General features: G+C 61.5%; 28 protein-coding genes and 1 pseudogene. 15 read left to right on the top strand and 14 right to left on the bottom strand.

Features of this window, described 5'->3' with window-relative positions; genetic code table 11:
* Positions 1 to 29: 29 nt before the first annotated feature.
* From rpoZ to C8K58_RS07025, 3 genes are all read right to left on the bottom strand, one after another.
* A complete protein-coding gene (gene rpoZ / locus C8K58_RS07035) occupies positions 30 to 293 on the bottom strand; it encodes a DNA-directed RNA polymerase subunit omega (RefSeq protein ID WP_003176920.1) in 264 nt (87 codons plus the stop codon).
* A gap of 167 nt (positions 294 to 460) precedes the next feature.
* Positions 461 to 1,081: a guanylate kinase gene (gene gmk / locus C8K58_RS07030; RefSeq protein ID WP_027608284.1), complete on the bottom strand. Its 621-nt coding sequence runs from the start codon at positions 1,079 to 1,081 to the stop codon at positions 461 to 463.
* 10 nt (positions 1,082 to 1,091) lie between these two features.
* Positions 1,092 to 1,955, bottom strand: a complete 864-nt coding sequence (locus C8K58_RS07025) for a YicC/YloC family endoribonuclease (protein WP_065926714.1) — start codon at positions 1,953 to 1,955, stop codon at positions 1,092 to 1,094.
* A 204-nt stretch (positions 1,956 to 2,159) separates the two neighbouring features.
* On the opposite strand from C8K58_RS07025, the gene rph reads away from it, so the two are divergent.
* Both rph and C8K58_RS07015 read left to right on the top strand, forming a co-directional pair.
* On the top strand, positions 2,160 to 2,882 hold the full coding sequence (rph, locus tag C8K58_RS07020; protein WP_027608286.1) for a ribonuclease PH: 723 nt from the start codon (positions 2,160 to 2,162) through the stop codon (positions 2,880 to 2,882).
* A 22-nt stretch (positions 2,883 to 2,904) separates the two neighbouring features.
* On the top strand, positions 2,905 to 3,273 hold the full coding sequence (locus C8K58_RS07015) for a DUF4870 domain-containing protein (RefSeq protein ID WP_027608287.1): 369 nt from the start codon (positions 2,905 to 2,907) through the stop codon (positions 3,271 to 3,273).
* 58 nt (positions 3,274 to 3,331) lie between these two features.
* Here the strand turns inward: C8K58_RS07015 and C8K58_RS07010 are convergent, their stop codons facing one another.
* Positions 3,332 to 4,111: an exodeoxyribonuclease III gene (locus C8K58_RS07010; protein WP_003195493.1), complete on the bottom strand. Its 780-nt coding sequence runs from the start codon at positions 4,109 to 4,111 to the stop codon at positions 3,332 to 3,334.
* Between the two features lie 82 nt (positions 4,112 to 4,193).
* Between C8K58_RS07010 and pyrE the strand changes: the two genes are divergently transcribed.
* The gene (gene pyrE, locus C8K58_RS07005) at positions 4,194 to 4,841 is read left to right on the top strand and encodes an orotate phosphoribosyltransferase (protein WP_027608288.1); all 648 of its coding nucleotides are present in this window, start codon (positions 4,194 to 4,196) and stop codon (positions 4,839 to 4,841) included.
* 62 nt (positions 4,842 to 4,903) lie between these two features.
* Here pyrE and argB read toward each other — a convergent pair whose 3' ends face one another.
* The 4 genes and pseudogenes from argB to coaBC form a co-directional block, all read right to left on the bottom strand.
* The gene (argB, locus tag C8K58_RS07000; RefSeq protein ID WP_015886532.1) at positions 4,904 to 5,809 is read right to left on the bottom strand and encodes an acetylglutamate kinase; all 906 of its coding nucleotides are present in this window, start codon (positions 5,807 to 5,809) and stop codon (positions 4,904 to 4,906) included.
* 18 nt (positions 5,810 to 5,827) lie between these two features.
* Positions 5,828 to 7,249: pseudogene (locus C8K58_RS06995) on the bottom strand (phosphomannomutase/phosphoglucomutase); the annotation flags it as partial.
* A 240-nt stretch (positions 7,250 to 7,489) separates the two neighbouring features.
* Positions 7,490 to 7,945, bottom strand: coding sequence for a dUTP diphosphatase (dut, locus tag C8K58_RS06985; protein WP_027608290.1), 456 nt, complete (start codon positions 7,943 to 7,945; stop codon positions 7,490 to 7,492).
* Positions 7,946 to 7,950: 5 nt separating this feature from the next.
* A complete protein-coding gene (coaBC, locus tag C8K58_RS06980) occupies positions 7,951 to 9,159 on the bottom strand; it encodes a bifunctional phosphopantothenoylcysteine decarboxylase/phosphopantothenate--cysteine ligase CoaBC (RefSeq protein ID WP_027608291.1) in 1,209 nt (402 codons plus the stop codon).
* A gap of 143 nt (positions 9,160 to 9,302) precedes the next feature.
* Here coaBC and radC point away from each other — a divergent pair, with 143 nt between their 5' ends.
* Entirely contained in the window at positions 9,303 to 9,977 is a 675-nt protein-coding gene (radC, locus tag C8K58_RS06975; protein ID WP_027608292.1) for a DNA repair protein RadC, read from the top strand.
* Between the two features lie 28 nt (positions 9,978 to 10,005).
* On the opposite strand, the gene C8K58_RS06970 is transcribed toward radC, so the two are convergent.
* Positions 10,006 to 11,598 (bottom strand): ABC transporter substrate-binding protein, encoded by a 1,593-nt coding sequence (locus tag C8K58_RS06970; protein ID WP_027608293.1) that lies wholly within the window; start codon positions 11,596 to 11,598, stop codon positions 10,006 to 10,008.
* A 458-nt stretch (positions 11,599 to 12,056) separates the two neighbouring features.
* Between C8K58_RS06970 and rpmB the strand changes: the two genes are divergently transcribed.
* On the top strand, positions 12,057 to 12,290 hold the full coding sequence (rpmB, locus tag C8K58_RS06965) for a 50S ribosomal protein L28 (RefSeq protein ID WP_003176907.1): 234 nt from the start codon (positions 12,057 to 12,059) through the stop codon (positions 12,288 to 12,290).
* Positions 12,291 to 12,301: 11 nt separating this feature from the next.
* Positions 12,302 to 12,457 carry a 50S ribosomal protein L33 gene (gene rpmG, locus C8K58_RS06960; protein ID WP_003176906.1) on the top strand — a complete coding sequence of 52 codons (156 nt, stop codon included), beginning with the start codon at positions 12,302 to 12,304 and terminating at the stop codon, positions 12,455 to 12,457.
* Between the two features lie 69 nt (positions 12,458 to 12,526).
* Here the strand turns inward: rpmG and C8K58_RS06955 are convergent, their stop codons facing one another.
* Complete coding sequence (locus C8K58_RS06955) at positions 12,527 to 12,889, bottom strand: cupin domain-containing protein (RefSeq protein ID WP_027608294.1); 363 nt, start codon at positions 12,887 to 12,889, stop codon at positions 12,527 to 12,529.
* Positions 12,890 to 13,119: 230 nt separating this feature from the next.
* Between C8K58_RS06955 and C8K58_RS06950 the strand changes: the two genes are divergently transcribed.
* Positions 13,120 to 14,613 (top strand): aldehyde dehydrogenase, encoded by a 1,494-nt coding sequence (locus tag C8K58_RS06950; protein WP_027608295.1) that lies wholly within the window; start codon positions 13,120 to 13,122, stop codon positions 14,611 to 14,613.
* A 147-nt stretch (positions 14,614 to 14,760) separates the two neighbouring features.
* Positions 14,761 to 15,903, top strand: a complete 1,143-nt coding sequence (locus C8K58_RS06945) for an MFS transporter (protein WP_027608296.1) — start codon at positions 14,761 to 14,763, stop codon at positions 15,901 to 15,903.
* A 12-nt stretch (positions 15,904 to 15,915) separates the two neighbouring features.
* Here the strand turns inward: C8K58_RS06945 and C8K58_RS06940 are convergent, their stop codons facing one another.
* The gene (locus C8K58_RS06940; RefSeq protein ID WP_108573453.1) at positions 15,916 to 17,478 is read right to left on the bottom strand and encodes a phospholipase D family protein; all 1,563 of its coding nucleotides are present in this window, start codon (positions 17,476 to 17,478) and stop codon (positions 15,916 to 15,918) included.
* A 62-nt stretch (positions 17,479 to 17,540) separates the two neighbouring features.
* Entirely contained in the window at positions 17,541 to 18,965 is a 1,425-nt protein-coding gene (locus C8K58_RS06935; RefSeq protein ID WP_092355848.1) for a PLP-dependent aminotransferase family protein, read from the bottom strand.
* 165 nt (positions 18,966 to 19,130) lie between these two features.
* On the opposite strand from C8K58_RS06935, the gene C8K58_RS06930 reads away from it, so the two are divergent.
* Positions 19,131 to 19,355, top strand: a complete 225-nt coding sequence (locus tag C8K58_RS06930) for a DUF1127 domain-containing protein (protein WP_027608299.1) — start codon at positions 19,131 to 19,133, stop codon at positions 19,353 to 19,355.
* Here C8K58_RS06930 and C8K58_RS06925 read toward each other — a convergent pair whose 3' ends face one another.
* On the bottom strand, positions 19,356 to 20,648 hold the full coding sequence (locus C8K58_RS06925; RefSeq protein ID WP_027608300.1) for an FAD-binding oxidoreductase: 1,293 nt from the start codon (positions 20,646 to 20,648) through the stop codon (positions 19,356 to 19,358). It lies immediately after the preceding gene.
* Between the two features lie 115 nt (positions 20,649 to 20,763).
* Here C8K58_RS06925 and C8K58_RS06920 point away from each other — a divergent pair, with 115 nt between their 5' ends.
* Positions 20,764 to 21,117, top strand: coding sequence for a YkgJ family cysteine cluster protein (locus C8K58_RS06920; RefSeq protein WP_092488216.1), 354 nt, complete (start codon positions 20,764 to 20,766; stop codon positions 21,115 to 21,117).
* Here C8K58_RS06920 and C8K58_RS06915 read toward each other — a convergent pair.
* The gene (locus tag C8K58_RS06915) at positions 21,114 to 21,602 is read right to left on the bottom strand and encodes an Lrp/AsnC ligand binding domain-containing protein (RefSeq protein ID WP_003176896.1); all 489 of its coding nucleotides are present in this window, start codon (positions 21,600 to 21,602) and stop codon (positions 21,114 to 21,116) included. The two genes, C8K58_RS06920 and C8K58_RS06915, sit on opposite strands and share 4 nt — an antisense overlap.
* A 156-nt stretch (positions 21,603 to 21,758) precedes the next feature.
* Here C8K58_RS06915 and dadA point away from each other — a divergent pair, with 156 nt between their 5' ends.
* The 5 genes from dadA to C8K58_RS06890 all read left to right on the top strand — a co-directional run bounded on the left by dadA (position 21,759) and on the right by C8K58_RS06890 (position 25,796).
* Positions 21,759 to 23,060, top strand: a complete 1,302-nt coding sequence (dadA, locus tag C8K58_RS06910; protein WP_027608301.1) for a D-amino acid dehydrogenase — start codon at positions 21,759 to 21,761, stop codon at positions 23,058 to 23,060.
* Positions 23,032 to 23,385 (top strand): RidA family protein, encoded by a 354-nt coding sequence (locus C8K58_RS06905; protein ID WP_017135862.1) that lies wholly within the window; start codon positions 23,032 to 23,034, stop codon positions 23,383 to 23,385. Before dadA ends, C8K58_RS06905 begins: the two co-directional genes overlap by 29 nt.
* 80 nt (positions 23,386 to 23,465) lie before the next feature.
* On the top strand, positions 23,466 to 24,539 hold the full coding sequence (gene alr / locus C8K58_RS06900; protein ID WP_027608303.1) for an alanine racemase: 1,074 nt from the start codon (positions 23,466 to 23,468) through the stop codon (positions 24,537 to 24,539).
* A gap of 116 nt (positions 24,540 to 24,655) precedes the next feature.
* Positions 24,656 to 25,204: a cupin domain-containing protein gene (locus tag C8K58_RS06895; RefSeq protein ID WP_003176893.1), complete on the top strand. Its 549-nt coding sequence runs from the start codon at positions 24,656 to 24,658 to the stop codon at positions 25,202 to 25,204.
* 181 nt (positions 25,205 to 25,385) lie between these two features.
* Positions 25,386 to 25,796 carry a cytochrome c5 family protein gene (locus C8K58_RS06890; RefSeq protein WP_043293857.1) on the top strand — a complete coding sequence of 137 codons (411 nt, stop codon included), beginning with the start codon at positions 25,386 to 25,388 and terminating at the stop codon, positions 25,794 to 25,796.
* Positions 25,797 to 25,808: the final 12 nt, after the last annotated feature.

Genomic DNA, 25,808 nt, shown 5'->3' with positions numbered 1-25,808 from the left:
GCGCCGTGCTACGTCGACCAGGCATAGGCTTAGACGGCCTCGTTGGACTCGTCCTCGAACGCTGCAAACAGCGGTTCGTCTTCAACGATTTCAGCGTTGGCGATGAACTCGTAGCTCATCAGGCCTTCAGCGATTTCACGCAGGGCTACAACGGTAGGCTTGTCGTTTTCCCACTGGACCAGAGGCTCTTTGCCGCCAGTGGCCAGTTGACGGGCACGCTTGGTAGAGAGCATGACCAGCTCAAAGCGGTTATCCACGTGTTCTAGGCAGTCTTCAACGGTTACGCGGGCCATGGTATTCCTCGGAGCGAATGCAAGATGCGCGCTGCCCGGTTGGGCGAGCGGACTGAGCAGTTTAAAAAATCACCAGCGTTTAGGGAAGCGCTGATTTTTCGCAGACCCTCGCAAAACCGCTGCAAGCGCCAATGTAAAGCCCTTGCAGCGGTTTTGGGAAGGGCCAATCAGCCGAGCAGTTCGGCGAGTAATTTGCCGAAACGCTGCTGTTGACGCTTTTGCTGGAGCTGATTGGCGCGGAAAATCGCCTTCAGGTCATCCAGCGCGTGGGAAAAATCGTCGTTAATGATCAGGTAGTCGTAGTCGACATAGTGGCTCATTTCGCTGACAGCTTCCCGCATGCGGCCTTCGATGATCTCGTCGCTGTCCTGGCCACGGTTGGTCAGGCGCTGGTGCAAGGCTTCGAGCGACGGCGGCAGGATAAAGATCGAGCGTGCCTTGGGCATCAGCTGGCGCACTTGCTCGGCACCCTGCCAGTCGATTTCCAGGATCAGGTCGTGGCCTTCGTCCAGGGTCTGCTGCAGGTGGCTCTGCGAGGTGCCGTAGAGGTTGCCGAACACCTCGGCGCGCTCGAGGAAGTCGCCATGCTCGATCATCTTGACGAACTCGGTGCGCTCGACGAAGTGATAGTGCACGCCGTTCACCTCGCCCGGACGCATGGCGCGGGTGGTGTGGGAGATCGAGATGCGAATCTGCTCGTCAGCGTCGGTCAGGGCCTTGACCAGGCTGCTCTTGCCCGCGCCCGAAGGGGCGGAAATGATGTACAGGGTGCCGGTGCTATGGGTCATGGAGGTTGCCTTACTCAATATTCTGTACTTGTTCGCGCATCTGCTCGATCAACACCTTGAGGTTGACCGCCGCCGTGGTGCTGCGCGGATCGAAAGCCTTGGAGCCCAGTGTATTGGCTTCGCGGTTGAGTTCCTGCATCAGGAAGTCCAGGCGCCGACCAGCGGCGCCGCCGGACTTGAGCACCCGGCGCACTTCGAGGATGTGGGTGCTCAGGCGATCCAGTTCTTCGGCGACATCGCTCTTCTGCGCGAGCAGCACCATTTCCTGCTCCAGGCGCACGGGGTCGAGGTCGGCCTTCATGTCGGTGAAGCGGTCGAGGACCTTCTGGCGTTGGGTGGCGAGCATCTGCGGTACCAGCTCGCGCAAGGTGACCACGTCTGCTTCGATCGACGTCAGGCGCTCGTTGATCAGTCGGGCCAGTTCGGCGCCTTCGCGCTCGCGGCCAGCCTTGAGTTCCTTCAATCCCTGAGTGAACAGGGCGAGGGCTTCGGCATTGAGGGCTTGCGGATCGGAGGCGTCGGCCACCAGCACGCCGGGCCAGGCCAACACTTCCAGAGGGTTCAGTGCGGCGGGCTGCTTGATCAGGCCGGCGACGGTTTCGGCCGCGGCGACCAGTTGCGCAGCGCGCTCGCGGTCTACCTGCAGCGGCTTGCCGGTGGTTTCTTCGGTAAAACGCAGGGTGCATTCCAGCTTGCCGCGGGAGATGCCCTGGCGCAGTGCCTCACGCACGGCGCCTTCGAGGTCGCGGAAGGATTCCGGCAGGCGCAGGTGCGGCTCCAGGTAGCGGCTGTTGACCGAGCGCAGTTCCCAGCTCAGGGTGCCTTGGGCGCCGGCTTTTTCGACGCGGGCAAAGGCGGTCATGCTGTGCACCATGGAGGTACCTCGCGATGCAGTCCCGCGAAAGCGGGCTGATGGGTAAATTGAAGCCGACAGGCTGCGAAGGCGCGGGATTGTAGCGCAGTGGGGCGGGCGCGCCCAAACCCTGGGCATTCGTAAGCAGATTTTTAGCAGTGCCCCGAATCGGCTCGCGGCTCTATAATGCTCGGCAGTTTTTCGTCCTCAGTACAGGTACCCCCTATGAAACGTCCAAGTGGTCGCGTTGCCGATCAGCTCCGCTCGATCCGCATCACCCGCAACTACACCAAACACGCCGAGGGATCCGTACTGGTCGAGTTTGGCGATACCAAGGTTATCTGCACCGTCAGCGTTGAAAATGGCGTGCCGCGCTTCCTCAAGGGCCAGGGCCAGGGTTGGCTGACCGCCGAATATGGCATGCTGCCACGCGCCACCGGCGAGCGTAACCAGCGTGAAGCCAGCCGTGGCAAGCAAGGCGGCCGTACCCTGGAAATCCAGCGCCTGATCGGGCGCTCCCTGCGCGCGGCCCTGGATATGACCAAGCTGGGCGACGTGACCCTCTACGTCGACTGCGACGTGATCCAGGCCGATGGCGGTACGCGCACCGCGTCCATCACCGGCGCCATGGTGGCGCTGGTCGATGCGCTTAAAGTCATCAAGAAGCGCGGCGGCCTGAAAGGCGGCGACCCACTGAAGCAGATGATCGCCGCCGTATCGGTGGGCATGTACCAGGGCGAGCCGGTGCTGGACCTGGATTACCTGGAAGACTCGGCTGCCGAGACCGATCTGAACGTAGTGATGACCAGCACCGGTGGTTTCATCGAAGTGCAGGGCACCGCCGAAGGTGCGCCATTCCAGCCGGCCGAGCTGAACGCCATGCTGGCCCTGGCCCAGAAAGGCATGACTGAGATCTTCGAACTGCAGAACGCCGCACTGGCTGACTGAGTACGCCTCAAGGAGAAGCGCCATGAATGACAGCCAAATGCCGGTGCCTACGCCTTCCTACGAGGTGCGTCAGGGGGCAATGTTGTGCCATCTTGCTGCGTTCCTGGGGTTTGTATTCCCCTTCGGCAGCGTCGTGGGGCCGCTGATCCTGTGGCAGATGAAAAAAGAAGTGGATCCGTTCATTGACGACCAGGGCAAGGAGGCACTGAATTTCCAGATCACCGTAGCCATCGCCTGGATCATTTGCATCGTGCTGGCCTTCGCGGTCATTGGGTTTTTCCTGATGACGGCCCTGGTCATCGCAAGCGTGGTGCTGACGATCATCGGCGCAATCAAAGCCAACAAAGGGATCGCCTATCGCTATCCCTTGACCTGGCGCCTGGTCAAATAATCAACACCCACAAAAAAACCGACAGCGATGTCGGTTTTTTTGTGCCTGGATAAAGACCCTAGATGGTCAGTGTCCAGTCGTAGTCCACGATCAGCGGCGCGTGCTGCGAGAAGCGCGGCTGGCGCGGCAGGCGTGCACTGCGCACGAACCGGCGCAGACCCGGGGTCAGCAACTGGTAGTCGAAGCGCCAGCCCAGGTTGAGCATCTCAGCCTGTTCATTGTCTGGCCACCAGCTGTACTGGTCGCCTTCGCGGCTGACTTCGCGCAGCGCATCCACATAGCCCATGTTGCCGACAATCTCGTCCATCCAGGCCCGTTCCGGCGCCAGGAAGCCCGGGGATTGCTGGCTGTCACGCCAGTTCTTGATATCCAGCTTCTGTTGCGCCACGTACAGCGAGCCACAGTAAATGTACTCGCGACGTTTGCGTCGCTGTTTATCCAGGTAACGGGCGAAATCGTCCATTAGCTTGAACTTCTGGTTCAAGTCTTCATCGCCGTTCTGCCCCGAAGGAAGCAGCAAGGTCGCGATGCTGACCTTGTCGAAATCGGCTTGCAGGTAGCGCCCGTAGCGGTCGGCTGTCTCGAAGCCGAGGCCGCTGATGACCGCCTTGGGTTGCAACCGCGAGTACAAAGCCACGCCACCTTGGGTGGGCACTTCGGCATCGCAGGCATAAAGGAAGTAGCCATCCAGTTGGAAGGCTGGGTCGTCCAGTTCAAAGGCGGAGGCGCGGGTGTCCTGCAGGCAGATGACGTCGGCATTCTGAGCTTGCAGCCAACTGAGCAAACCACGCTCGACTGCAGCCTGAATACCATTAACGTTCACACTGATGATCCGCATAAATGGCCCCAAAAATCGCGTGCGTGTATGATACACGCCGTCTACCTAATTAGCTAAATCCGTGGTATCTGAGGCTTTTTTCATGCAGGCGTATCAACGCGATTTCATTCGTTTTGCCATCGATCGCGGGGTTTTGCGCTTCGGTGAGTTCACCCTCAAGTCCGGGCGCACCAGCCCGTATTTCTTCAATGCCGGCTTGTTCAACTCGGGTTCGGCCCTGGCTCAGCTGGGGCGTTTCTACGCGGCAGCCATCGTTGAAAGCGGTATTTCCTTCGACGTGCTGTTTGGCCCGGCCTACAAGGGCATCCCCCTGGCGGCTGCAACGGCCGTGGCCCTGGCGGAACATCATGGGCGCGATCTGCCATGGTGCTTCAACCGCAAGGAAGCCAAGGCCCATGGCGAAGGCGGCAGCCTGGTGGGCGCGCCGCTTACCGGCGATGTATTGATCATCGATGACGTGATCACGGCCGGTACGGCTATCCGTGAGGTGATGCAGATCATCGCGTCCCAGGACGGCGCCAAGGCCGCCGGTGTGCTGATCGCGCTGAACCGCCAGGAGCGTGGCAACGGTGAGTTGTCGGCGATCCAGGAAGTGGAGCGTGATTTCGGTATTCCAGTGGTCAGCATCGTGTCGCTGAACCAGGTGTTGCAGTTCCTGGAAGACGATCCGCAGCTCAAGCAGCACTTGCCGGCAGTTAAGGCGTATCGCGAGCAGTTCGGCGTTCAGTAATCGCCGAACCATAAAAAAGCCCCGCTCAACCAGGTTGAGCGGGGCTTTTTGTTTTCAGCGTTTTAAGGGCGCTTGCGATTACTGATCAGCGTGCCCACACCCGTATCGGTGAAGATTTCCAGCAGGATTGCATTCGGCACCCGGCCATCCAGGATCAGCGAGCTGCCGACGCCGCCTTGCACCGCTTCCAGCGCGCAACGGATCTTCGGCAGCATGCCGCCGTAGATGGTGCCGTCGGCGATCAGTTCGTCCACTTGTTGAGTGGTCAAACCGGTCAGCACCTTGCCTTCCTTGTCCATCAGGCCGGCAATGTTGGTCAGCAGCATCAGCTTTTCAGCCTTCAATGCTTCGGCCACCTTACCCGCCACCAGGTCGGCGTTGATGTTGTAGGACTCACCGTTGGCACCCACGCCGATCGGCGCGATCACCGGGATGAAGTCGCCCTTGACCAGCAGGTTCAGCAGGTCGGTGTTGATGCCGATCACTTCGCCTACCTGGCCGATATCGATGATTTCCGGCTGGGTCATTTCCGGCGTCTGACGGGTAACGGTCAGTTTTTTCGCGCGGATCAGCTCGGCGTCCTTGCCGGTCAGGCCAATGGCGCTGCCGCCGTGGCGGTTGATCAGGTTGACGATGTCTTTGTTCACCTGGCCGCCGAGGACCATCTCCACCACGTCCATGGTCTGCGCGTCAGTGACGCGCATGCCATCGATGAAGTGACTCTCGATCGACAAGCGCTTGAGCAGGTCGCCGATCTGCGGGCCGCCGCCGTGGACCACCACGGGGTTGATCCCCACGGCTTTCATCAACACGATGTCGCGGGCAAAGCCGGTTTTCAGCTCGTCGCTTTCCATGGCATTGCCGCCGTACTTGATCACCAGCGTCTTGCCGACGTAGCGTCGAATGTAAGGCAACGCTTCGGACAGGACCTTGGCGGTGTTGGCAGCGGCTTCGCGTTCGAGGGTCATTCAGGGCTCCGGTAAAAATCAGAACGGTAATTGGAGATCAGGGGCAACACGTTTCAACTGGGCGTGGAACACGTCCTTGATGCGCTGCAACTCAGCCTCGGTATCCGCCTCGAAACGCAGCACCAGCACCGGTGTGGTGTTGGATGCGCGAACCAGGCCCCAGCCCTTGGCGTAATCGACTCGCACACCATCAATGGTGGTCAGGTGGGCGCCTTCGCCCCATTGCGCATCGTGCAGTGCGTCAATGATGCTGAATTTGCTCTCCTCGGTCACATGGATATTGATCTCTGGCGTAGAAATATCATTCGGGAAGGTCTGAAACAGCTCTTCGGCGGTGGATTTTTCCTTGCTGAGGATCTCCAGCAGACGGGCGGCGCTGTAAATGCCGTCGTCAAACCCGAACCAGCGCTCCTTGAAGAACACGTGGCCGCTCATTTCGCCGGCTAACAGTGCGCCGGTTTCCTTCATTTTCTTTTTGATCAACGAGTGACCGGTCTTCCACATTAGCGGACGGCCGCCATATTCCTTGATCAACGGGGTGAGGCGGCGGGTGCACTTCACGTCGAAAATGATCTCGGCACCCGGGTTGCGCGCCACCACATCGCGGGCGAACAGCATCAGCAGGCGGTCCGGGAATACGATCTCGCCGGTTTCGGTCACCACGCCTACGCGGTCGCCGTCGCCGTCAAAGGCCAGCCCGACGTCAGCACCGGTTTCCTTGACCTTGGCGATCAGGTCCACCAGGTTTTCCGGTTTGCCTGGGTCCGGGTGGTGGTTGGGGAAGTTGCCATCGACCTCGCAGAACAGCGGGATCACTTCGCAGTTCAGGGCTTCGAGCAGCTGCGGGGCGATTACGCCGGCCGCGCCGTTGCCGCAGTCCACCACCACTTTGAGGCGGCGTGCGAGTTTGACGTCGCCGGTGATTTCATCAGAGTAGCGCTGCAGGATGTCAACTTTGGTGATGCTGCCTTTGCCGCTGGTCAGGTCGTTGGTCTTCAGGCGGGTGTGCAGGGCCTGGATCTGTTCGTTGGCTAGGGTGTCGCCGGCGATGACGATCTTGAAGCCGTTGTAGTCCGACGGGTTATGGCTGCCGGTCAGCATTACCCCGGATTTGCCGGCCAGTACATTGGCGGCGTAGTACAGCGCGGGAGTGGGCACCAGGCCCACATCGCTGACATGGCAGCCGCTGTCGGCCAGGCCCTGGATCAGTTGTTCCACCAGTTCCGGACCGGACAGGCGACCGTCACGACCGACCGAGACGTTCGGCTCGTCCTGGGCCAGGCTCTGGGAACCAATGGCGCGGCCAATCCAGTAGGCGGTTTCGGCGGTCAGGGTCTTGGGGACTACGCCACGAATGTCATAGGCGCGAAAGATGCTGTCGGGGAATGTCGGGGCTACTCGGGCTGCGGTACTCATCGCGGGGGGAAACTCCATCTCAAGGGGGCAAGGCTGGCCTTAATGTGGCTGACCGGCAGGCTCAAACTGAAGGGTATGACGGTGTTTTCGGCAGAGAGTTCGTGGTGCAAAAGTGCCATCGGAGCTTGGCCCCTGTCTTTATTTCTGCGTAATGCATTGATTTCAAATGGGAAATCTCGCTGATAAAGTCCGCGCATTCTTCATCCTGAAAAGCCTTGCGGGGGCATCGAGCCGGGCAAAGGTGCCCGGCCAGGTTCAGCGTAGTCAGTGACTGCCGGAATGCCCAAAGCCACCTGCGCCGCGTTGGGTTTCGTCAAAATCCTGCACCAGTTCGAAGTGCGCCTGCACCACCGGCACCAGTACAAGCTGGGCAATGCGCTCGCCGACAGCGATGTTGAACGCCGTCTGGCCACGATTCCAGCACGACACCATCAACTCGCCTTGGTAGTCCGAGTCGATCAGGCCTACCAGGTTACCCAGCACGATACCGTGTTTGTGGCCCAGGCCGGAGCGCGGCAGGATCAGCGCAGCCAGGCCCGGGTCGCCGACGTAGATCGACAGGCCGGTGGGAATCAGGACGGTCTGGCCCGGCTCAAGGACGGTGTCTTGCTTGAGCATGGCGCGCAGGTCCAGGCCGGCGGAACCTGGGGTGGCGTAGGCCGGCAGCGGGAATTCGGTGCCGATGCGGGGGTCGAGGATCTTGGCTTGCAAAGCGTGCATGGAAATTAAACCTGGTTCAGCCGTTGGGCGATAAAAGAGATCAGTTGGCGGGCAATCTTGCCTTTGCTGGTCTGGGCGAAAAGAGTGGCGTGCAGCTCGCGGTCGATCACGCTGCAGGCGTTTTCCTCGCTGTTGAAGCCGATGCTCGGGTTGGCGACATCATTGGCAACGATCAGGTCGAGGTTTTTGTCTTTCAGTTTGCGTGCGGCGTAGTCGAGCAGGTGCTCGGTCTCGGCGGCAAAGCCGACACTGAACGGGCGGTCCGGACGCGTGGCAATGGTGGCCAGGATGTCCGGGTTGCGCACCATTTGCAGGAGCAGGCCGTCGCCGCTCGTAGGGTCTTTCTTGAGCTTTTGCGGGGCGACGACTTCCGGGCGGTAGTCTGCAACCGCTGCCGAAGCGATAAACAGGTCACAGGGAATGGCGGCCTCACAGGCGGCCAGCATGTCCCGGGCGCTGACTACGTCGATTCGCGTGACGCGATCGGGAGTCGGCAAGTGCACCGGACCGGTGATCAGGGTAACGCGTGCGCCTGCCTCGACCGCGGCTTCCGCCAAGGCAAAGCCCATTTTTCCTGAGCTATGGTTGGTGATGTAGCGTACCGGGTCGATGTTTTCCTGGGTCGGGCCTGCCGTAATCAGCACGTGCCGGCCCGTCAGGGCCAGGTGCTGGAAGCATTCGGCGGCGCACAATGCCAGGTCGGTGGCCTCGAGCATGCGGCCCATGCCGACATCGCCGCAGGCCTGGCTGCCGGAGGCCGGGCCGAACACCTTGAGGCCACGGCTTTGCAGGAGCTGGGTGTTGGCCTGGGTCGCCGGGTCGCGCCACATGGCCTGGTTCATGGCCGGGGCGATGGCGACGGTGGCGTCGGTGGCCAGTACCAGGGTGGTCAGCAGGTCATCGGCGATGCCTTGCGCCAGGCGCGCGATCAGGTCGGCGGTGGCAGGGGCGATCAGTACCAGGTCGGCCCATTTGGCCAGTTCGATATGACCCATGGCGGCTTCGGCTGCCGGGTCCAGCAGGTCCAGGTGAACCGGGTGTCCGGACAGGGCCTGCATGGTCAGCGGAGTAATGAACTCACTGCCGCCGCGGGTCATGACCACGCGCACTTCGGCGCCCTGGTCGAGAAGCCTGCGGACCAGCTCTGCGCTCTTGTAGGCGGCAATGCCGCCGCCGACGCCGAGAACGATGCGTTTCCGATACAGACGCTGCATTGGTTTGCCTTTCCAGTTCAGTGAAGCCAGTTCAGTGACGCCTGCGATGCCCCCTCCCCAGGTGAAATCGCACGCAAAAAAGAGGGCCTACGATAACACAGCGCCCGCCCCGCAACAGCGGCGCACATGCACAGGGAGGTGGAATGAGTATTCGTGATTGGCCGGCGGCAGAGCGGCCGCGAGAGAAGCTTTTGGAGTGGGGTGCTGCGAGTCTGTCCGATGCTGAATTGCTGGCGATCTTCCTGCGCACCGGCGTAACCGGCAGGAGCGCGGTGGACCTGGCGCGCCATCTGCTGGCGCAATTTGGCGGTTTGCGCCCGCTGCTGGAAGCCAGCCAGGCGGTGTTCAGCCAGCAGTTGGGCTTGGGGCCGGCGAAGTTTGCGCAGTTGCAGGCGGTACTGGAAATGTCCCGGCGCCATATGGCCGAGCGCCTGCGCAGCGATTCGGTGCTGGAAAGCCCGGTGGCCGTGCGCAATTACCTCAAGTCGCTGTTGCGCCATGAGCCCCATGAAGTTTTCGGCTGTCTGTTTCTCGATTCAAAGCATCGGGTGCTGGGGTTCGAAGTGTTGTCCGAGGGGACCATCGACGCTGCCGTGGTCTACCCGCGGCAAGTGGTCAAGCGCGCCCTGGCCTATAACGCAGCGGCGTTGATTCTGTGTCACAACCATCCTTCCGGGAGCGTGGAGCCCAGCGCGGCTGATCGAAAATTGACCAAGCTGCTGCAAAAGGCCTTGGAAGTGGTGGATGTGCGGGTACTCGATCACGTCATCGTGGGGGACGGTGATCCGTTGTCGATGGCGGAATATGGGTGGATGTAAGCCCGCCCCCTGGGGGCGGGCCTGGTTCTCAGGGCTTGACGCTGACCCTCGAGAAATCCTGGCGCCCGAAGGGGCTCACCTGGTAGCCCTCGACGTTCTTGCGCGCCAGGGCGAACGCCGTCGGGTGCGCCAGCGGCAACCACAGCGCCTGTTGCTGGATCTGCGCCTGGGCCTGCTGGTACAGCTTGCTGCGTACACCTTGTTCGCTGGTGGTCTTGCCGGCGCTGATCAGCTTGTCCAGCGCCGGATCACAGTAGCGGGCGAAGTTGGTGCCGGATTTAACCGCCGCGCAGGAAAACTGTGGGGTCAGGAAGTTATCCGGGTCGCCGTTGTCACCGGCCCAGCCCATGAACAGCAGGTCGTGTTCACCCGCTTTGGCGCGGCGAATCAGCTCGCCCCATTCGATCACGCGGATCTCGGCCTGGATGCCCACCTTGGCCAGGTCCGCCTGCAGCAGTTGCGCGCCGAGGTTCGGGTTAGGGTTCAGCAGGCTGCCGGTGGGGCGCGTCCAGAGGGTGGTCTTGAAGCCGTCCTTGAGGCCGGCACGGTCCAGCAAGGCCTTGGCCTTGGCGAGGTCCTGTGGATAACCCGGCAAGTCTTTGGCGTAGCTCCAGGTATTGGGCGGGTACGGGCCGTTGGCGGCTTCGGCGGTGCCTTCAAACACCGCCTTGAGGTAGCTGCCCTTGTCGAAGGCCAGGTTGATGGCCTGGCGCACCTCGGGCTTGTCCAGGGGCGGGTGCTGGCTGTTGATGGCCACGAACGCGGTCATGAACGCTGCGGTTTTTTCTACCTTGAGTGCGGGGTCCTTTTCGGCCTCGCCCACATCCAGGGGCTTGGGCGACAGGGCGATCTGGCATTCGTTGCGGTGCAGTTTCTGCAGGCGTACGTTGGCGTCCGGAGTAATTGCGAAGATCAAGTTATCCACAGCCGGTTTGCCGGCGAAATAGTCTGGGTTGGCCTTGTAGCGCACCACGGCATCTTTCTGGAAACGGCTGAAGATGAACGGCCCGGTGCCGATCGGCTGGCTGTTGAGCTTCTCCGGCGTGCCGGCCTTGAGCAGTTTGTCGGCGTATTCCGCCGGATAGATCGAGGCAAAGCCCATGCTCAGGGCCGCGAGGAAGGTGGAGTCGGCGTGATCGAGGGTAAAGCGCACGGTCAGCGGGTCGAGGGCATCGATCTTCTTGACCAGCGTTGGCAATTGCAGGGACTGGGCGTGGGGGAAGCCGCTCTGGGCGATCTTGTGCCACGGATTGGCCGGGTCGAGCATGCGTTCGAAGCTGAAGCGCACGTCTTCGGCGGTCAGGGTGCGGCTTGGGGTGAAATACTCGGTGCGATGGAATTTCACGTCCGGGTGCAGCTTGAAGGTATAGGTCAGGCCATCCGGCGAGACGTCCCAGCTGTCCGCCAGGCTGGGTACCAGTTTGCCGCTGGCTGCGTCGTAGTCCACCAGGCGATTCATCAGCACATCGGCTGAGGCGTTGGTGGTGGTCAGCGAGTTGTATTGCACCACATCGAACCCTTCGGGGCTGGCCTCGGTGCAGACGCTCAAGGTGCTGGCGGCAGAGGCCAGCGGCGCGATAAATAGAGGGGCTAGCAATAGCGGTAGGGCAGCGAGGCGCATGTTCGGTTTCCTTTGCAGATCGAAGGCCCATCTGCGAGTGCAGTCTGGAAAAGCCCTACCGTAGTGGTCTGGTTGATAAATGACTAGCCCATTTTTGCCTGTGCTTTTGCTTCAAATACTGTTTTGATGGCACCCCAGCGCGTTTCGCTGTGCGCCTTACTGCGCGCGCGAGCGCTGTAAATCATTCTGTGCGACGAGCGGTCGGCTGTTACAGCGGCCCCTCCTGGCAACGGTTCGGGCGTCTGTCGCCGAGATTTACGCCGGTAAAAATACACGGGCTGTTGTTGCACATGGGTCTTTCTGGTATAAAGCAGCGCTCTTTTCTAGGGGCCCGGTTCCTTCGCTTGTAGGTGTAGCCGGTAAGACCCTAAAGAAACGTGGCGCCTGGCGCCAAATGACTGAGAGATTAAGCGGCCAACCCATGCCGGGTTGGGCATGTGGTTTTAGAGGGCTGAGGCATGTCGAGAGTCTGTCAAGTTACCGGTAAGGGTCCGGTGACTGGGAATAACATTTCCCACGCAAATAACAAAACCCGTCGTCGTTTCCTGCCGAACCTGCAGCATCACCGCTTCTGGGTTGAAGAAGAGAAACGTTTTGTTCGCCTGCGTGTATCTGCCAAAGGCATGCGTATTATCGACAAGCGTGGCATCACTGTCGTGCTGGCCGAAATCCGCGCCGCTGGCAAGATCTAAGGAGCTCTATCATGCGTGAATTGATTCGAATGATCTCTAGCGCCGGTACTGGTCACTTCTACACTACCGACAAGAACAAGCGTACTACCCCGGACAAGCTCGAAAAGAAAATGTTCGACCCGCGCGTTCGCAAGCACGTGATCTACAAAGAAGGCAAAATCAAGTAATTGATTTTCCTCCTTGTGAAAAAGCCCGTATCTCACGATACGGGCTTTTTTTTGCCTGGCGTTTGTTGATCAGGCCTTCTGCTCGAACACCACATAGATCTTGCGGCACGGCTCCAGCACTTCCCAGGTGCCGCTGAAGCCGGCGGGGATCACGAAGCGGTCGCCGGCACGCAAGGTCTTCGCATTGCCCTCGGCGTCGCGCAATACAGAGACGCCCTGCACGATCTCGCAATACTCATGCTCGCTGTAGTTGACCTGCCACTGCCCGACCTCTCCTTCCCAGACCCCGGCGTTCATCTGGCCGCACGGGCTGTTGTAATGGTTGTACACCGTTTGTTCGGGATCGCCCTTGAGGATTTTTTCCGCGGCAGGGCGGTAGCGGTCTGGGGCGGTGTTGGCCTGGCTGAAATCGACGATGTCCTGGATGCTCATGTGCGTGTCCCGTCTGGCCTGCGGTTGGAGAGCCCAAAGTCTATGTTTATTAAAATGAACATCGCAAGGGCGTTTACCGCGGTTATGTCAAATATATTGAAACATCCCTGGCCGCTGGTTTAGGGTGGCAGCTGCCTTTGAGCCGAACAGCTGGCTGGCGGGCAAGCATTCTTTGAGGCTGCCGGGGGACATCGCCTGGCCCTTGTATTCAATAAGAGGAGGACACTCGCATGACCACCCTGACCCGTGCCGACTGGGAACAACGCGCCAAGGATCTGAAGATCGAAGGCCGCGCCTACATCAATGGCGAATACACCGCCGCTGTTTCCGGTGACACCTTCGAATGCATCAGCCCGGTCGATGGTCGCCTGCTGACCAGTGTTGCCAGTTGTGACGCCGCCGACGCCCAGCGCGCCGTAGAAAACGCCCGCGCCACCTTCAATTCCGGTGTCTGGTCGCGCCTGGCGCCGGCCAAACGCAAAGCCACCATGATCCGTTTCGCCGCGCTGCTCAAGGCCAATGCCGAAGAACTGGCGCTGCTCGAAACCCTGGACATGGGCAAACCGATCAGTGACTCCCTGAACATTGACGTACCCGGCGCGGCAAATGCCCTGAGCTGGAGCGGCGAGGCAATCGACAAGATCTACGACGAAGTCGCAGCCACCCCGCACGATCAGTTGGGTCTGGTGACCCGCGAGCCGGTCGGCGTGGTGGGTGCCATCGTGCCGTGGAACTTCCCGCTGATGATGGCCTGCTGGAAACTCGGCCCGGCGCTGTCCACCGGTAACTCGGTGATCCTCAAACCGTCCGAAAAATCCCCGCTCACCGCCATCCGCATCGCGGCCCTGGCCGTTGAAGCCGGTATTCCGAAAGGCGTGTTCAACGTGCTGCCGGGCTACGGCCACACCGTCGGCAATGCGCTGGCGCTGCACATGGACGTCGACACACTGGTGTTCACCGGTTCGACCAAGATCGCCAAGCAACTGTTGATTCGCTCCGGTGAGTCGAACATGAAGCGCGTCTGGCTGGAGGCCGGCGGCAAGAGCCCGAACATCGTTTTTGCCGATGCTCCGAACCTGCAAGCCGCCGCCGAATCCGCTGCCAGCGCCATCGCCTTCAACCAGGGTGAAGTCTGCACTGCCGGTTCGCGCCTGCTGGTGGAACGTTCGATCAAGGACACCTTCCTGCCGCTGGTGATCGAGGCCCTCAAGGGCTGGAAGCCCGGCAACCCGCTGGACCCGGCGACCAACGTCGGTGCCCTGGTGGACACCCAGCAGATGAACACCGTGCTGTCGTACATCGAAGCCGGCCACACTGACGGCGCCAAGTTGGTGGCGGGTGGCAAGCGCATCCTGGAAGAGACGGGCGGCACCTACGTCGAACCGACGATTTTCGACGGTGTAACCAACGCCATGAGAATCGCCCAGGAAGAGATCTTCGGCCCAGTGCTGTCAGTGATCACCTTTGACGGCGCCGAAGAAGCGATCAAGATCGCCAACGACACCCAATATGGCCTCGCTGCTGCGGTGTGGACATCGGATATTTCCAAGGCGCACCTCACCGCCAAGGCCCTGCGTGCCGGTAGCGTGTGGGTCAACCAATACGATGGCGGCGACATGACCGCACCGTTTGGCGGCTTCAAGCAGTCGGGTAATGGTCGCGACAAGTCGCTGCATGCGTTCGACAAGTACACCGAGCTGAAGGCGACCTGGATCAAGCTCTAAGCAACACCGCAGGCAAATGTGGGAGGGGGCTTGCCCCGATAGCAGTGTGTCAGGCACTAACAGTGCTCAATGATCCACCGCAATCGGGAGCAAGCCCCCTCCCACACTGTTTTGTGTGAACCCATGATTATCCACAGGAGCGTGGCAATGCGTTGGGCGACCTATTTCGCCGTCCTGGCCTCGGTGCTCAGTGTCGGCCTGGCCCTGGGCGTCAGCATGCCGCTGGTCTCCCTGCGCCTGGAGGGCTGGGGCTACGGCAGTTTCGCGATTGGCGTAATGGCCGCCATGCCGGCCTTCGGCGTATTGCTCGGTGCCAAGGTCTCCAGCCGCCTGGCCGCCTGGCTCGGCACCGCGAATCTCATGCGTCTGTGCCTGTGGGCGGGTGCGGTATCCATCGGTTTGCTGGCCATTCTGCCCAGCTACCCGATATGGCTGGTGTTGCGCCTGATGATCGGGGTGATCCTGACCATCGTGTTTATCCTCGGTGAAAGCTGGATCAACCAGTTGGTGGTGGAGCAGTGGCGTGGCCGGCTGGTGGCGCTGTATGGCTGCAGTTATGCCTTGAGCCAGCTCTCGGGCCCGTTGCTGCTGGGCCTGATCGGTACCGACCATGACTATGGTTTCTGGGTCGGCGTTGGCCTGCTGGTGGTGGCTCCGTTGGCATTGCTGGGTCGCTCTGGTGCGCCCAGTGCCGAATCGTTCAGCGTGACCTTCGCGGACCTGTGGCGCTTCTGCCTGAGCCTGCCGGCGATTGCCTGGGCGGTGGCGCTGTTCGCCGCGTTTGAGGCGATGATCCTGACGCTGCTGCCGGTGTATTGCCTGCAACAGGGCTTCACTGCCGAAATTGCCCTGGCGATGGTCAGCACGGTGGTGGTCGGTGACGCGCTGCTGCAACTGCCCATCGGTGCGCTGGCGGATTACCTGCCACGACGCACGCTGTTTTTGAGTTGCGCACTGCTGTTGCTGGCATCGAGCCTGGCGGTTCCGTTGCTGATGCACACGCTGCTGATCTGGCCAATATGGGTGCTGTTCGGCGCCAGTGCCGGCGGGTTGTTCACGTTGTCGCTGATTCTGATCGGCGAGCGTTATCGTGACGATGCGCTGGTGCGTGCCAATGCCCACATCGCGCAGTTGTGGGGCATCGGTTGCCTGATCGGCCCGCTGGTGGCCGGCGCCGGCAGCCAATGGATCAGCGGGCACGCGCTGCCGTGGCTGATGGCGGCCGGGGCCTTGGGTTTGGTGGTGCTGTTGCTGCGCCAAGGCGCGTTTGGTGCTGCTCAGCCCGCTTGATCCTCGCTGTTCCTAGAGCATGCGCTCCAGGCCGACCGAGGTGGCGAACCAGGCATTGAACCGTCGCCACCAACTGCCCGGCTCACGGGTCAGGGTGTGCAGTTGGCCGTTGTCCTCGGTCACCCATACCACGTTGCCGTCCTGCAGTTTCGCCTCGTAGCTCAGGGCCGGCGCCATGCCTTGCAGGGCGAGATTGCGCACGTGTTCCGCCAGCTCGGGGCTGTCCACCAGCACGCCGACCTCGGTGTTCCACAGCACGGAGCGCGGGTCGAAATTGAAAGAGCCGACAAACGATTTTTGCCGATCAAAGATCATCGCCTTGCTGTGCAGGCTCGAGTCCGAGCCGCGGAACGTGCCTCGACGAAACAGGTGCGGGCCGCTGCCGCCGTCACCCGGTTGGCGGCGCAGCTCGTAGAGTTTTACCCCATGCTCCAGCAGCGCCTTGCGGTACGGTGCGTAGCCGCCATGTACGGCAGGCACGTCGGTGGCTTCAAGGGAGTTGGTCAACAAGCTCACCGATACGCCCGCGTCGGCGCGCCCCGTCAGGTACACCAGGCCGGGCTGTCCCGGCACGAAGTACGCCGAGATCATCATCAGTTCATGGTTGACGCCTTCCAGTTCCGGGGCCAGTTGTGTGGTCAGCAGCAGGTGCGGGTCCGGGTCGGCCTTGGACAGCACCTTGCTGGGTGCGTCCCACAACGCCTGGTTCCAGGCCCAGATCAGTTCGCGGCGCCAGATGTCCATGCGCGGCTGGGTCTGGTAGGTGCGCAGGCGCGCGTACAGCGCGTGCTTCTGCTGGCGCGATTCGGCCAGCGACGCCTCCAGGCCCAGGCGCGCGGCGGCCAGGTCACCTTTGGAAGGCGTATTGGAGACAAAATCATCAATGGGTTTGCTCAGGGCGCTGTTCCAGTACTGATCGAAACTGTGCCCGAGTTGCTCGGCCACCGGCCCGACGCTGAGCATGTCGATGTCGGTGAAGTTCAGGTTGGGCTCGGCGTCGAAATACTCATCCCCCAGGTTGCGCCCACCGACGATGGCCACGCTGTTGTCCGCCAGCCACAGCTTGTTGTGCATGCGCCGGTGTTGCAGCGACAGGTTGAACAGGCGGCCCATGGCGCGCGTCACACCGGTGCTGCGCCCCAGGTGCAGGGGGTTGAACAGGCGAATCTCGATCTTGGGGTGGGCGGCGAGGGTGGCGATGATCTGGTCGAGGCCGTCGCTGGTGGTGTCATCCAGCAGGATGCGCACGCGCACGCCACGGTCGGCGGCCTTGAGCAGTTCATCCACCAGCATGCGCGTGCTGATGCCGTCGTGGACGATGTAGTACTGCAGGTCAAGGCTGGTCTGGGCATTGCGGATCAGCTCGGCGCGGGCCATGAAGGCTTCGCTGCTGTTGGGCAGCAGGCGAAAACCTGAACGGCCCTGGTAAGGCGCGGCCTGGGCCTGGATCGAGCGGCCGAACGACGAGTGGGCGGCCGGCAGGGCGTCGCTGGGTATGCGCGGGGTACTCACCGTGGCGCAGCCGCTCAGGGCCAGGGCTCCCAGCAGGAAAAACGGTAAAAGCCGTCGAATCATCAAGGGAGTCGTGTCCAGGTCAGGGCGGTTGTCGACATATGACGGCGATTTCTCGCGAAAGGTCAGTCCACCGTTTCGGCCAGCATCTTCATCGCGGCAGCGCCGACTTTGCGCACGGCCTCTTCAATCTGGGCGGTGGGCTTGGCAGCGTAGTTCATGCGCAGGCAGTTACGGTACTTGCCCGACGCGGAAAAGATGCTTCCCACAGCCACCTGTACGCCTTGTTCCACCAGCGCGCGGTTGAGCTTGAGGGTGTCGAAACCTTCCGGCAGCTCTACCCACAGCATGAAACTGCCTTGGGGGCGGCTGGCGCGGGTGCCGGCCGGGAAGTAGCGGCTGACCCAGTCGAGCATCAGGTCGCGATTACGCTGGTATTGCGTGCGCATTCGTCGCAAATGCGGTTCGAAATGCCCCCCTTTGAGAAACTCGGCAATTGCGATCTGCGGCTGCGTGGCGGTGGAGCCGGTGCTGATGTACTTCATGTGCAGTACCCGCTCCAGGTACCGGCCCGGAGCCACCCAGCCAATGCGCAGGCCTGGCGCCAGGGTCTTGGAGAACGAACTGCACAGCAGCACACGACCGTCTTCGTCGAAGGATTTGATGGTACGCGGGCGTGGGTAGCTGTAGGCCAGTTCGCCATACACATCGTCTTCGATGATCGCGACGTCAAAGCGCTGGGCCAGGGTCAGCAATGCGCGTTTGCGTGCCTCCGGCATGATATAGCCCAGGGGGTTATTGCAGTTGGGGGTCAGCTGGATGACCTTGATCGGCCACTGTTCCAGCGCCAGTTCCAGGGCTTCGAGGCTGATGCCGGTGATCGGGTCGGTGGGGATTTCCAGGGCTTTCATGCCCAAACCCTTGAGGGTCTGCATGGCCCCGTGGAAACTGGGCGAGTCCACCGCGACGATATCGCCCGGTTCGCAGATGGCGTGGATGCTGGCGGACAGCGCCTCATGGCAGCCGGTGGTAATCACGATGTCCTCGGCCGTCAGTTGGCAGCCGGAATCCAATGACAGCCGGGCGATTTGCTCGCGCAGTTCCATACAGCCGAGGATATTGTCGTAATACAGCCCCGGCAGATCCTGGCGCCGGCTGACACGCGCCAGGCTGCGCAGCAGGGGCTTGAGGGTGGGCGACAATACATCCGGCATGCCGCGACCCATCTGTATGACGTCTTTGCGCGGGACTGCGCGAATCAATTCCAGTACCTGGTCCCACTGCGATATTTCCACCGGGCGCTGAGCCGGGCGGCCGACCTCCGGCAGTGCCGGCAACTCCCGACCTACCGGTACAAAGTAGCCGGACTTGGGCTTGGGCATCGCCAGGCCATTGTCTTCCAGCAGTCGATACGCCTGCTGCACGGTGCTCAGGCTGACCCCGTGCTCCACGCTCAAGGCGCGTACGGACGGCAGTCGATCGCCAGGGCGATAGAACCCCTGTTCGATACGCGTGCCCAGCAATTCGGCGAGGTTGACGTAAAGCGTCATGGCGGTCGCTCCAGGTGACCAGTACAGATAGAGGGAAAATACAGGATTCAGCCGCACACGGGCAGTATCTGTATGGATTTAATAAAGGTGAGTTGAATCTGTAATGGTTTTGCCTGCTCGCTCATTCTAGCCACTCATGGCAACAGGCAAATGAGGGGCAGCAAAATGAACGGCATGAGTGATGTGCGGCTGACGTTACACAGTCAGGAATTGCAGGCTGGACAAGAGCGGGCGATATCGCCGCGCGAGATCAGCCGCTGGAGCCTGTTCTGGCACCGCCGCCATACGCGCAAGGCCTTGCTGCACTTGACTCGCGAGCAATTGCGCGATGTTGGATTGACCTCGGAGCAAGCCCGCCAGGAAGGCCTGAAACCCTTCTGGCGCGATTGATCAGACCAGCTCTTTGAGGCGGTGCCAGAGCATTCCCAAGGCCAGCAGCGGCGAGCGCAGGTGCTTGCCGCCGGGGAAGGTGATATGCGGCACCTGGGCGAACAGGTCGAAACGTCCCTGCTGCTGGCCACTGATGGCTTCGGCCAGCAGCTTGCCCGCCAGGTGCGTGGCGTTGAGGCCGTGGCCTGCGTAGGCCTGGGCGTAATACACGTTGGGCTGGTCCGCCAGGCGGCCGATCTGCGGCAGGCGGTTGGCGCCGATGCCGATCATGCCGCCCCATTGGTAATCGATCTTCACGTCGGCCAGCTGTGGGAACACCTGCAGCATCTTTGGCCGCATGTAGGCGCCGATGTCCTTGGGGTCGCGTCCGGAGTAGTGGCAGGCGCCGCCGAATAACAGGCGACGGTCGGCGGACAGCCGGAAGTAATCCACCGTCACGCGCTGGTCACACACGGCCATGTTCTGCGGTAGCAGGTTGGCGGCTTGGGCCTGGCTCAACGGTTCGGTGGCGATGATGTAGCTGCCGGCGGGCAGCACCTTGCCGCTCAACTGCGGATTCAGTCCATTGAGGTAGGCATTGCAAGCCAGGACCAGGGTCTTGGCGCGCACAGTGCCGTGGGCGGTGTGCACCTTGACCTCGGGGCCGTAGTCGATGCGCGTAACTTGCGACTGTTCGAACAACTGCACACCCCATTGCTGCGCGGCGGCGGCTTCGCCGAGAGCCAGGTTCAATGGATGCAGGTGGCCGGACCCCATGTCGATCATGCCGCCCACATAGCGGTCGGAGCCGATGACGCTGCCCATGTCGCTCGCCTGCAGCAGGCGCACTTCGTGGCGATAGCCCAGGCTGCGCAGTTCTTCGGCGTCTTCGGCAAGGCCTTGCAGGTCGCGAGGCTTGTTGGCCAGGTCGCAGTAGCCCCAGGTCAGGTCGCAGGGGATCTGGTAGCGTTCGACACGTTCACGCACGATCTCCACGGCTTCCAGGCCCATCCGCTTCATCTGGCGCACGCCATCGGTGCCGATCACGTTGGTGAACTGCTCCAGGCCATGACCGACGCCGCGAATCAACTGGCCGCCATTGCGCCCGCTGGCACCCCAGGCGATCTTGCGCGCCTCCAGCAGCACCACGCTGAAGCCGCGCTCAGCCAGCTCCAGGGCCGTGTTGAGCCCGGAGAAGCCGCCGCCGATCACGCACACATCGGTGCTCACTTCGCCCGTCAGCGCCGGGTAATCGGGTTGCGGTACGCTGCTGGCGGCGTAGTAGGAAGCGGTGTGCCGGGCGCTGGCAGTCATGGGGAGCATCCCTGTTTGGAAAATTTGACGCAGGATACAGCGGTCGGACGAAGCTGTCTGCGCAGGGCGTTTTGCTTCAGAATCCACCTCTATTCGCCGTTCGGTACCTGTTTCGATGAGTTGCAACAGTCAGAAAATCAGCGCGCTGCGCCGTCAGATTCCTTCGTTCGAGTGCGTCCCCGGCTGCCACGACTGCTGTGGGCCGGTCACCACTTCGCCCGAGGAAATGTCGCGCCTGCCACGCAAGACCGCTGCCGAGCAGGACGCCGCGATGGACGAGCTGAACTGTGTGCACCTGGGCCCCAACGGCTGCACCGTGTATGACGAGCGGCCGCTGATCTGTCGGCTGTTCGGCACCACGAAGACCTTGCCATGCCCCAATGGGCGGGGGCCCGCAGAGCTGATTCACCCACGGGTGGAAAAGCAGATCCATGAATACATGGCGAGCACCCGGCAGGTGCTGGTTTAATCGGGAATAGGCAGGTTGAGGCTCTCCTTGACCTCTTCCATCACGATATAGCTCTTCGATTCCCGCACATGGGGCAACTTGAGCAGGATGTCGCCGAGCAATTTGCGGTACGAGGCCATCTCGGAAATCCGCGCTTTCACCAGATAGTCGAAGTCCCCCGAGACCAGGTGGCATTCCAGCACATGGGGCAGTTTCAGCACGGCGCGGCGGAACTCCTCAAAGGTGTCGCCGGATTTGTAATCGAGACTGATCTCGACAAATACCAGCAAACTTCCCTTCAAATGCTGGGGATTGAGCCGCGCGTTGTAACCCATGATGATCCCCTCGCGCTCCAGCCGCCGCACCCGCTCGGTACACGGCGTGGTGGAGAGCCCGACCTTTTCCCCCAGCTCGGTGAACGAAATTCGCCCATCGGTTTGCAGGATGCGCAGGATGTTGCGGTCGATCTTGTCCAGCTCCCGCTTGGTCTGGGTGTTGGTACGCATAGGGGATACGCCTCTGTGAAAAGGGTTTTTGCCGAGAATTGTCGCCAAATATAGGCATTTATATAGTGAAATGCACTGGCGATTGCTTTTTATACTGCGCCCATCATTACTCGAATAACACACGTCAGCGGCCAAGCCCGCGATGAGGGTATAAAAATGCGCGTTCTGGTCTTGGGTAGCGGCGTCATTGGGGTGACCAGTGCCTACTATTTGGCGCGGGCCGGCTTTGAAGTGGTTGTGGTCGACCGTCAGCCGGCTGCTGCCATGGAAACCAGTTTCGCCAACGCCGGCCAGGTGTCCCCAGGCTACGCTTCGCCATGGGCCGCGCCGGGCGTGCCGCTCAAGGCCATCAAGTGGTTGTTGCAACGCCACGCGCCGTTGGCGATCAAGGCCACGGCGGATATTGACCAATACCTGTGGATGGCGCAGATGCTGCGCAACTGCACCGCCAGCCGTTATGCGGTGAACAAGGAGCGCATGGTGCGCCTGTCCGAGTACAGCCGTGACTGCCTTGATGAGCTGCGTGCTGAAACCGGCATCGCCTACGAAGGCCGCAGCCTCGGGACTACCCAGTTGTTCCGTACCCAGGCCCAGTTGGATGGCGCCGCCAAGGACATCGCCGTGTTGAAAGAGTCCGGCGTGCCGTTCGAACTGCTCGACCGCGCCGGTATCGCCCGTGTTGAGCCGGCCCTGGCCAGCGTCACCGATATCCTCGCCGGTGCCCTGCGCCTGCCCAACGACCAGACCGGCGACTGCCAGATGTTCACTACCCGCCTGGCCGACATGTGCAAGCAGTTGGGTGTGGATTTTCGCTTCGAACAGGACATCCAGCGCCTCGACTACGCCGGCGACCGCATCAACGGCGTATGGATCGACGGCAAGCTGGAGACCGCCGACCGCTACGTGCTGGCCCTCGGCAGCTACTCGCCGAAGCTGCTCAAGCCGCTGGGGATCAAGGCGCCGGTGTACCCGCTCAAGGGCTACTCGCTGACGGTGCCGATTACCAACTCGGCGATGGCGCCGACGTCGACCATTCTCGACGAGACCTACAAGGTCGCCATCACCCGTTTCGACAACCGCATCCGCGTCGGCGGCATGGCTGAAATAGCCGGTTTTGACCTGTCGCTTAACCCGCGTCGGCGTGAAACCCTGGAGATGATCGTCAACGACCTTTATCCTCAAGGCGGCGATCTGGCCGAAGCCACGTTCTGGACCGGCCTGCGCCCGACCACACCCGACGGCACGCCGATTGTCGGTGCCACGCCGTTCAAGAACCTGTTCCTCAACACCGGCCATGGCACCCTCGGTTGGACCATGGCGTGCGGCTCCGGTCGCCTGTTGGCCGACCTGATGGCGAAGAAAACGCCGCAGATCAGCGCCGAAGGTCTCGATATTTCCCGTTATGGCAACCACCAGGAGTCCGCAAAACATGTCAATCCAGCGCCAGCTCACCAATGAGCGCATGAGCCAGATCGTCGTTCACAGCGGTACCGTGTATCTGGCCGGGCAAGTCGGTGACGACATGAACGCCGGGATCGAACAGCAGACCCGTGAAACCCTGGCCAATATCGAGCGTTTGCTGGACTTGGCCGGCACCGACAAAACCAAGCTGTTGTCGGTGACGATCTACCTGAAAGACATCGACGCCGATTTCGCCGGCATGAACGCGGTGTGGGACAAGTGGCTGCCCAAAGGCGTCGCCCCGGCCCGCGCCACGGTTGAGGCCAAGCTGTGCGAACCGGAAATCCTGGTAGAGCTGTCCGTCGTGGCCGCGCTGCCTTAAACAACGATCCCTCTCCCGGTGCTGACGCTGTTGGTCGGCGCCGGTTTTTTCTCCACTTTGCCGCCTAGAAGCCTGCCGCCATGCGTCCTGCCCGTGCCCTGATCGACCTCCAAGCCCTGCGCCACAACTACCAATTGGCCCGTGAAGTCACGGGGGCCAAGGCCCTCGCCGTAGTCAAGGCCGACGCGTACGGCCATGGTGCCGTACGCGTTGCCCAGGCGCTGGAAGCCGAGGCCGACGGGTTTGCCGTGGCGTGCATCGAGGAGGCGCTGGAGCTGCGCGCCGCGGGTATTCGCGCACCGGTGCTGCTGCTCGAAGGTTTTTTCGAAGCCGACGAGTTGCCGCTGATCGTCGAGCATGATTTCTGGTGCGTGGTGCATTCGCTGTGGCAACTGGAGGCCATCGAACAGGCCCGGTTGAGCGCGCCGCTGACCATCTGGCTCAAGCTCGATTCGGGGATGCACCGCGTTGGCCTGCACCCCAAGGATTACCACGAGGCTTACCAGCGCCTGCTGGCCAGCGGCAAAGTCGCAAAGATTGTGTTGATGAGCCATTTTGCCCGCGCCGATGAACTCGATTGCGTCAGCAGCAACGAGCAAGTGGCGGTATTCGATGCGGCGCGCCAGGGCCTGGTGGCTGAGGTCAGCCTGCGCAACTCGCCGTCGGTGCTGGGTTGGCCGAGCGTATCCAGCGACTGGGTACGCCCGGGCATCATGCTGTATGGCGCCACACCGTTTGGTGAGGACCAGGCCTTGGCCGCGCGTTTGCAGCCGGTGATGACCCTGGAATCGAAAGTGATCTGTGTGCGTGAACTGCCAGCCGGCGAGCCGGTGGGCTACGGCGCCCGGTTCATCACGCCCAAACCGATGCGTATCGGCGTGGTTGCCATGGGCTATGCCGACGGCTACCCGCGCCATGCGCCCACCGGCACGCCGGTGCTGGTGGCGGGGCAGCGCAGCCAATTGCTGGGTCGCGTGTCCATGGACATGCTGTGCATCGACCTGACAGACGTCCCGGATGCGGGTCTTGGTTCTACGGTGGAGTTGTGGGGCAAAAATATCCTCGCCAGTGACGTCGCCGCCGCCGCCGAGACCATCCCGTACCAGATATTCTGCAACCTGCGTCGTGTGCCAAGGCTCTATTCCGGCGCTTGACCGTCAGGGACGAACACAGCGCCCTGGGATTTAGGCCCAAGTGTTGTAAATACTGAACGCTGTCGCCATGATAACGCTCAATTACAACAACGCCTGAATCCTAGGAGGCTCCCGCATTGGACGTCGGCGAACGACTGCAATCCATCCGTAAGCTGAAGGGTCTTTCCCAGCGTGAGCTCGCCAAGCGCGCGGGTGTCACCAACAGCACCATTTCGATGATCGAAAAAAACAGCGTCAGCCCCTCGATCAGTTCCTTGCGCAAGGTGCTGGGCGGCATCCCCATGTCCATGGTCGAGTTCTTTTCCGAGGAGATCCTCCAGGAAATACCGACGCAGATCGTCTATAAAGCCAATGAGCTGATCGACATCTCTGACGGCGCCGTCACCATGAAGCTGGTGGGCCGTGCGCACCCGAGCCGGGCAATTGCATTTCTCAATGAAATCTACCCGCCTGGCGCCGATACAGGCGAAGAAATGCTCACCCATGAGGGCGAGGAAACCGGGATTCTGGTGGAGGGCCGTTTGGAGTTGGTGGTCGGTCTTGAAACTTTTGTGCTCGAAGCCGGCGATAGCTACTACTTTGAAAGCACCAAGCCCCATCGTTTCCGTAATCCGTTCGATGTGCCGGCGCGACTAATCAGCGCAGCCACACCCGCGAACTTCTAACAAAAGAGGCGTCCTGCCAGCGTTGCAGAGGCTCCCGAGCAGCATTCCGCGAGACTGAATCTCCCTTTATTTAATAGGGTTGTTTCGGCCGGACGGGCTAACCGTTATACTTTCGCCGCCTGCGAAACCGTGGCCGCAGGCGTGAATAGCCACCATTGAGGGTGAACGCGTGAATCTAATTATGAAAATGCTGGCTGCACCAGCAACCGTACTGGCCCTATGGGCTGTCAGCGCTCAAGCTGCGACCAACGATGACATTGCCAAGCGCCTGGAGCCGGTTGGCCAGGTGTGCGTCCAGGGCCAGGAGTGCAAGGGCATGGAAGTGGCGGTAGCTGCGGGCGGGGGCGCTGCGAAGACGCCCGACGACATCATCGCCAAGCACTGCAACGCATGCCACGGTACCGGGCTGCTGGGCGCGCCGAAAATCGGCGACACCGCCGCCTGGAAAGAACGCGCCGACCACCAGGGCGGCCTTGATGGCATCCTGGCCAAGGCCATCACCGGTATCAACGCCATGCCGCCAAAAGGCACCTGTGCGGATTGCTCGGATGATGACCTGAAGGGCGCGATCAAGAAGATGTCCGGCTTGTAACCGCCGATCTTC

Source organism: Pseudomonas sp. GV047 (assembly GCF_003058245.1).
Lineage (GTDB): Bacteria > Pseudomonadota > Gammaproteobacteria > Pseudomonadales > Pseudomonadaceae > Aquipseudomonas > Aquipseudomonas marginalis.
Note: the sequence above shows the minus strand (reverse complement) of the source record. Positions and strands in the feature narration are given on the sequence as shown.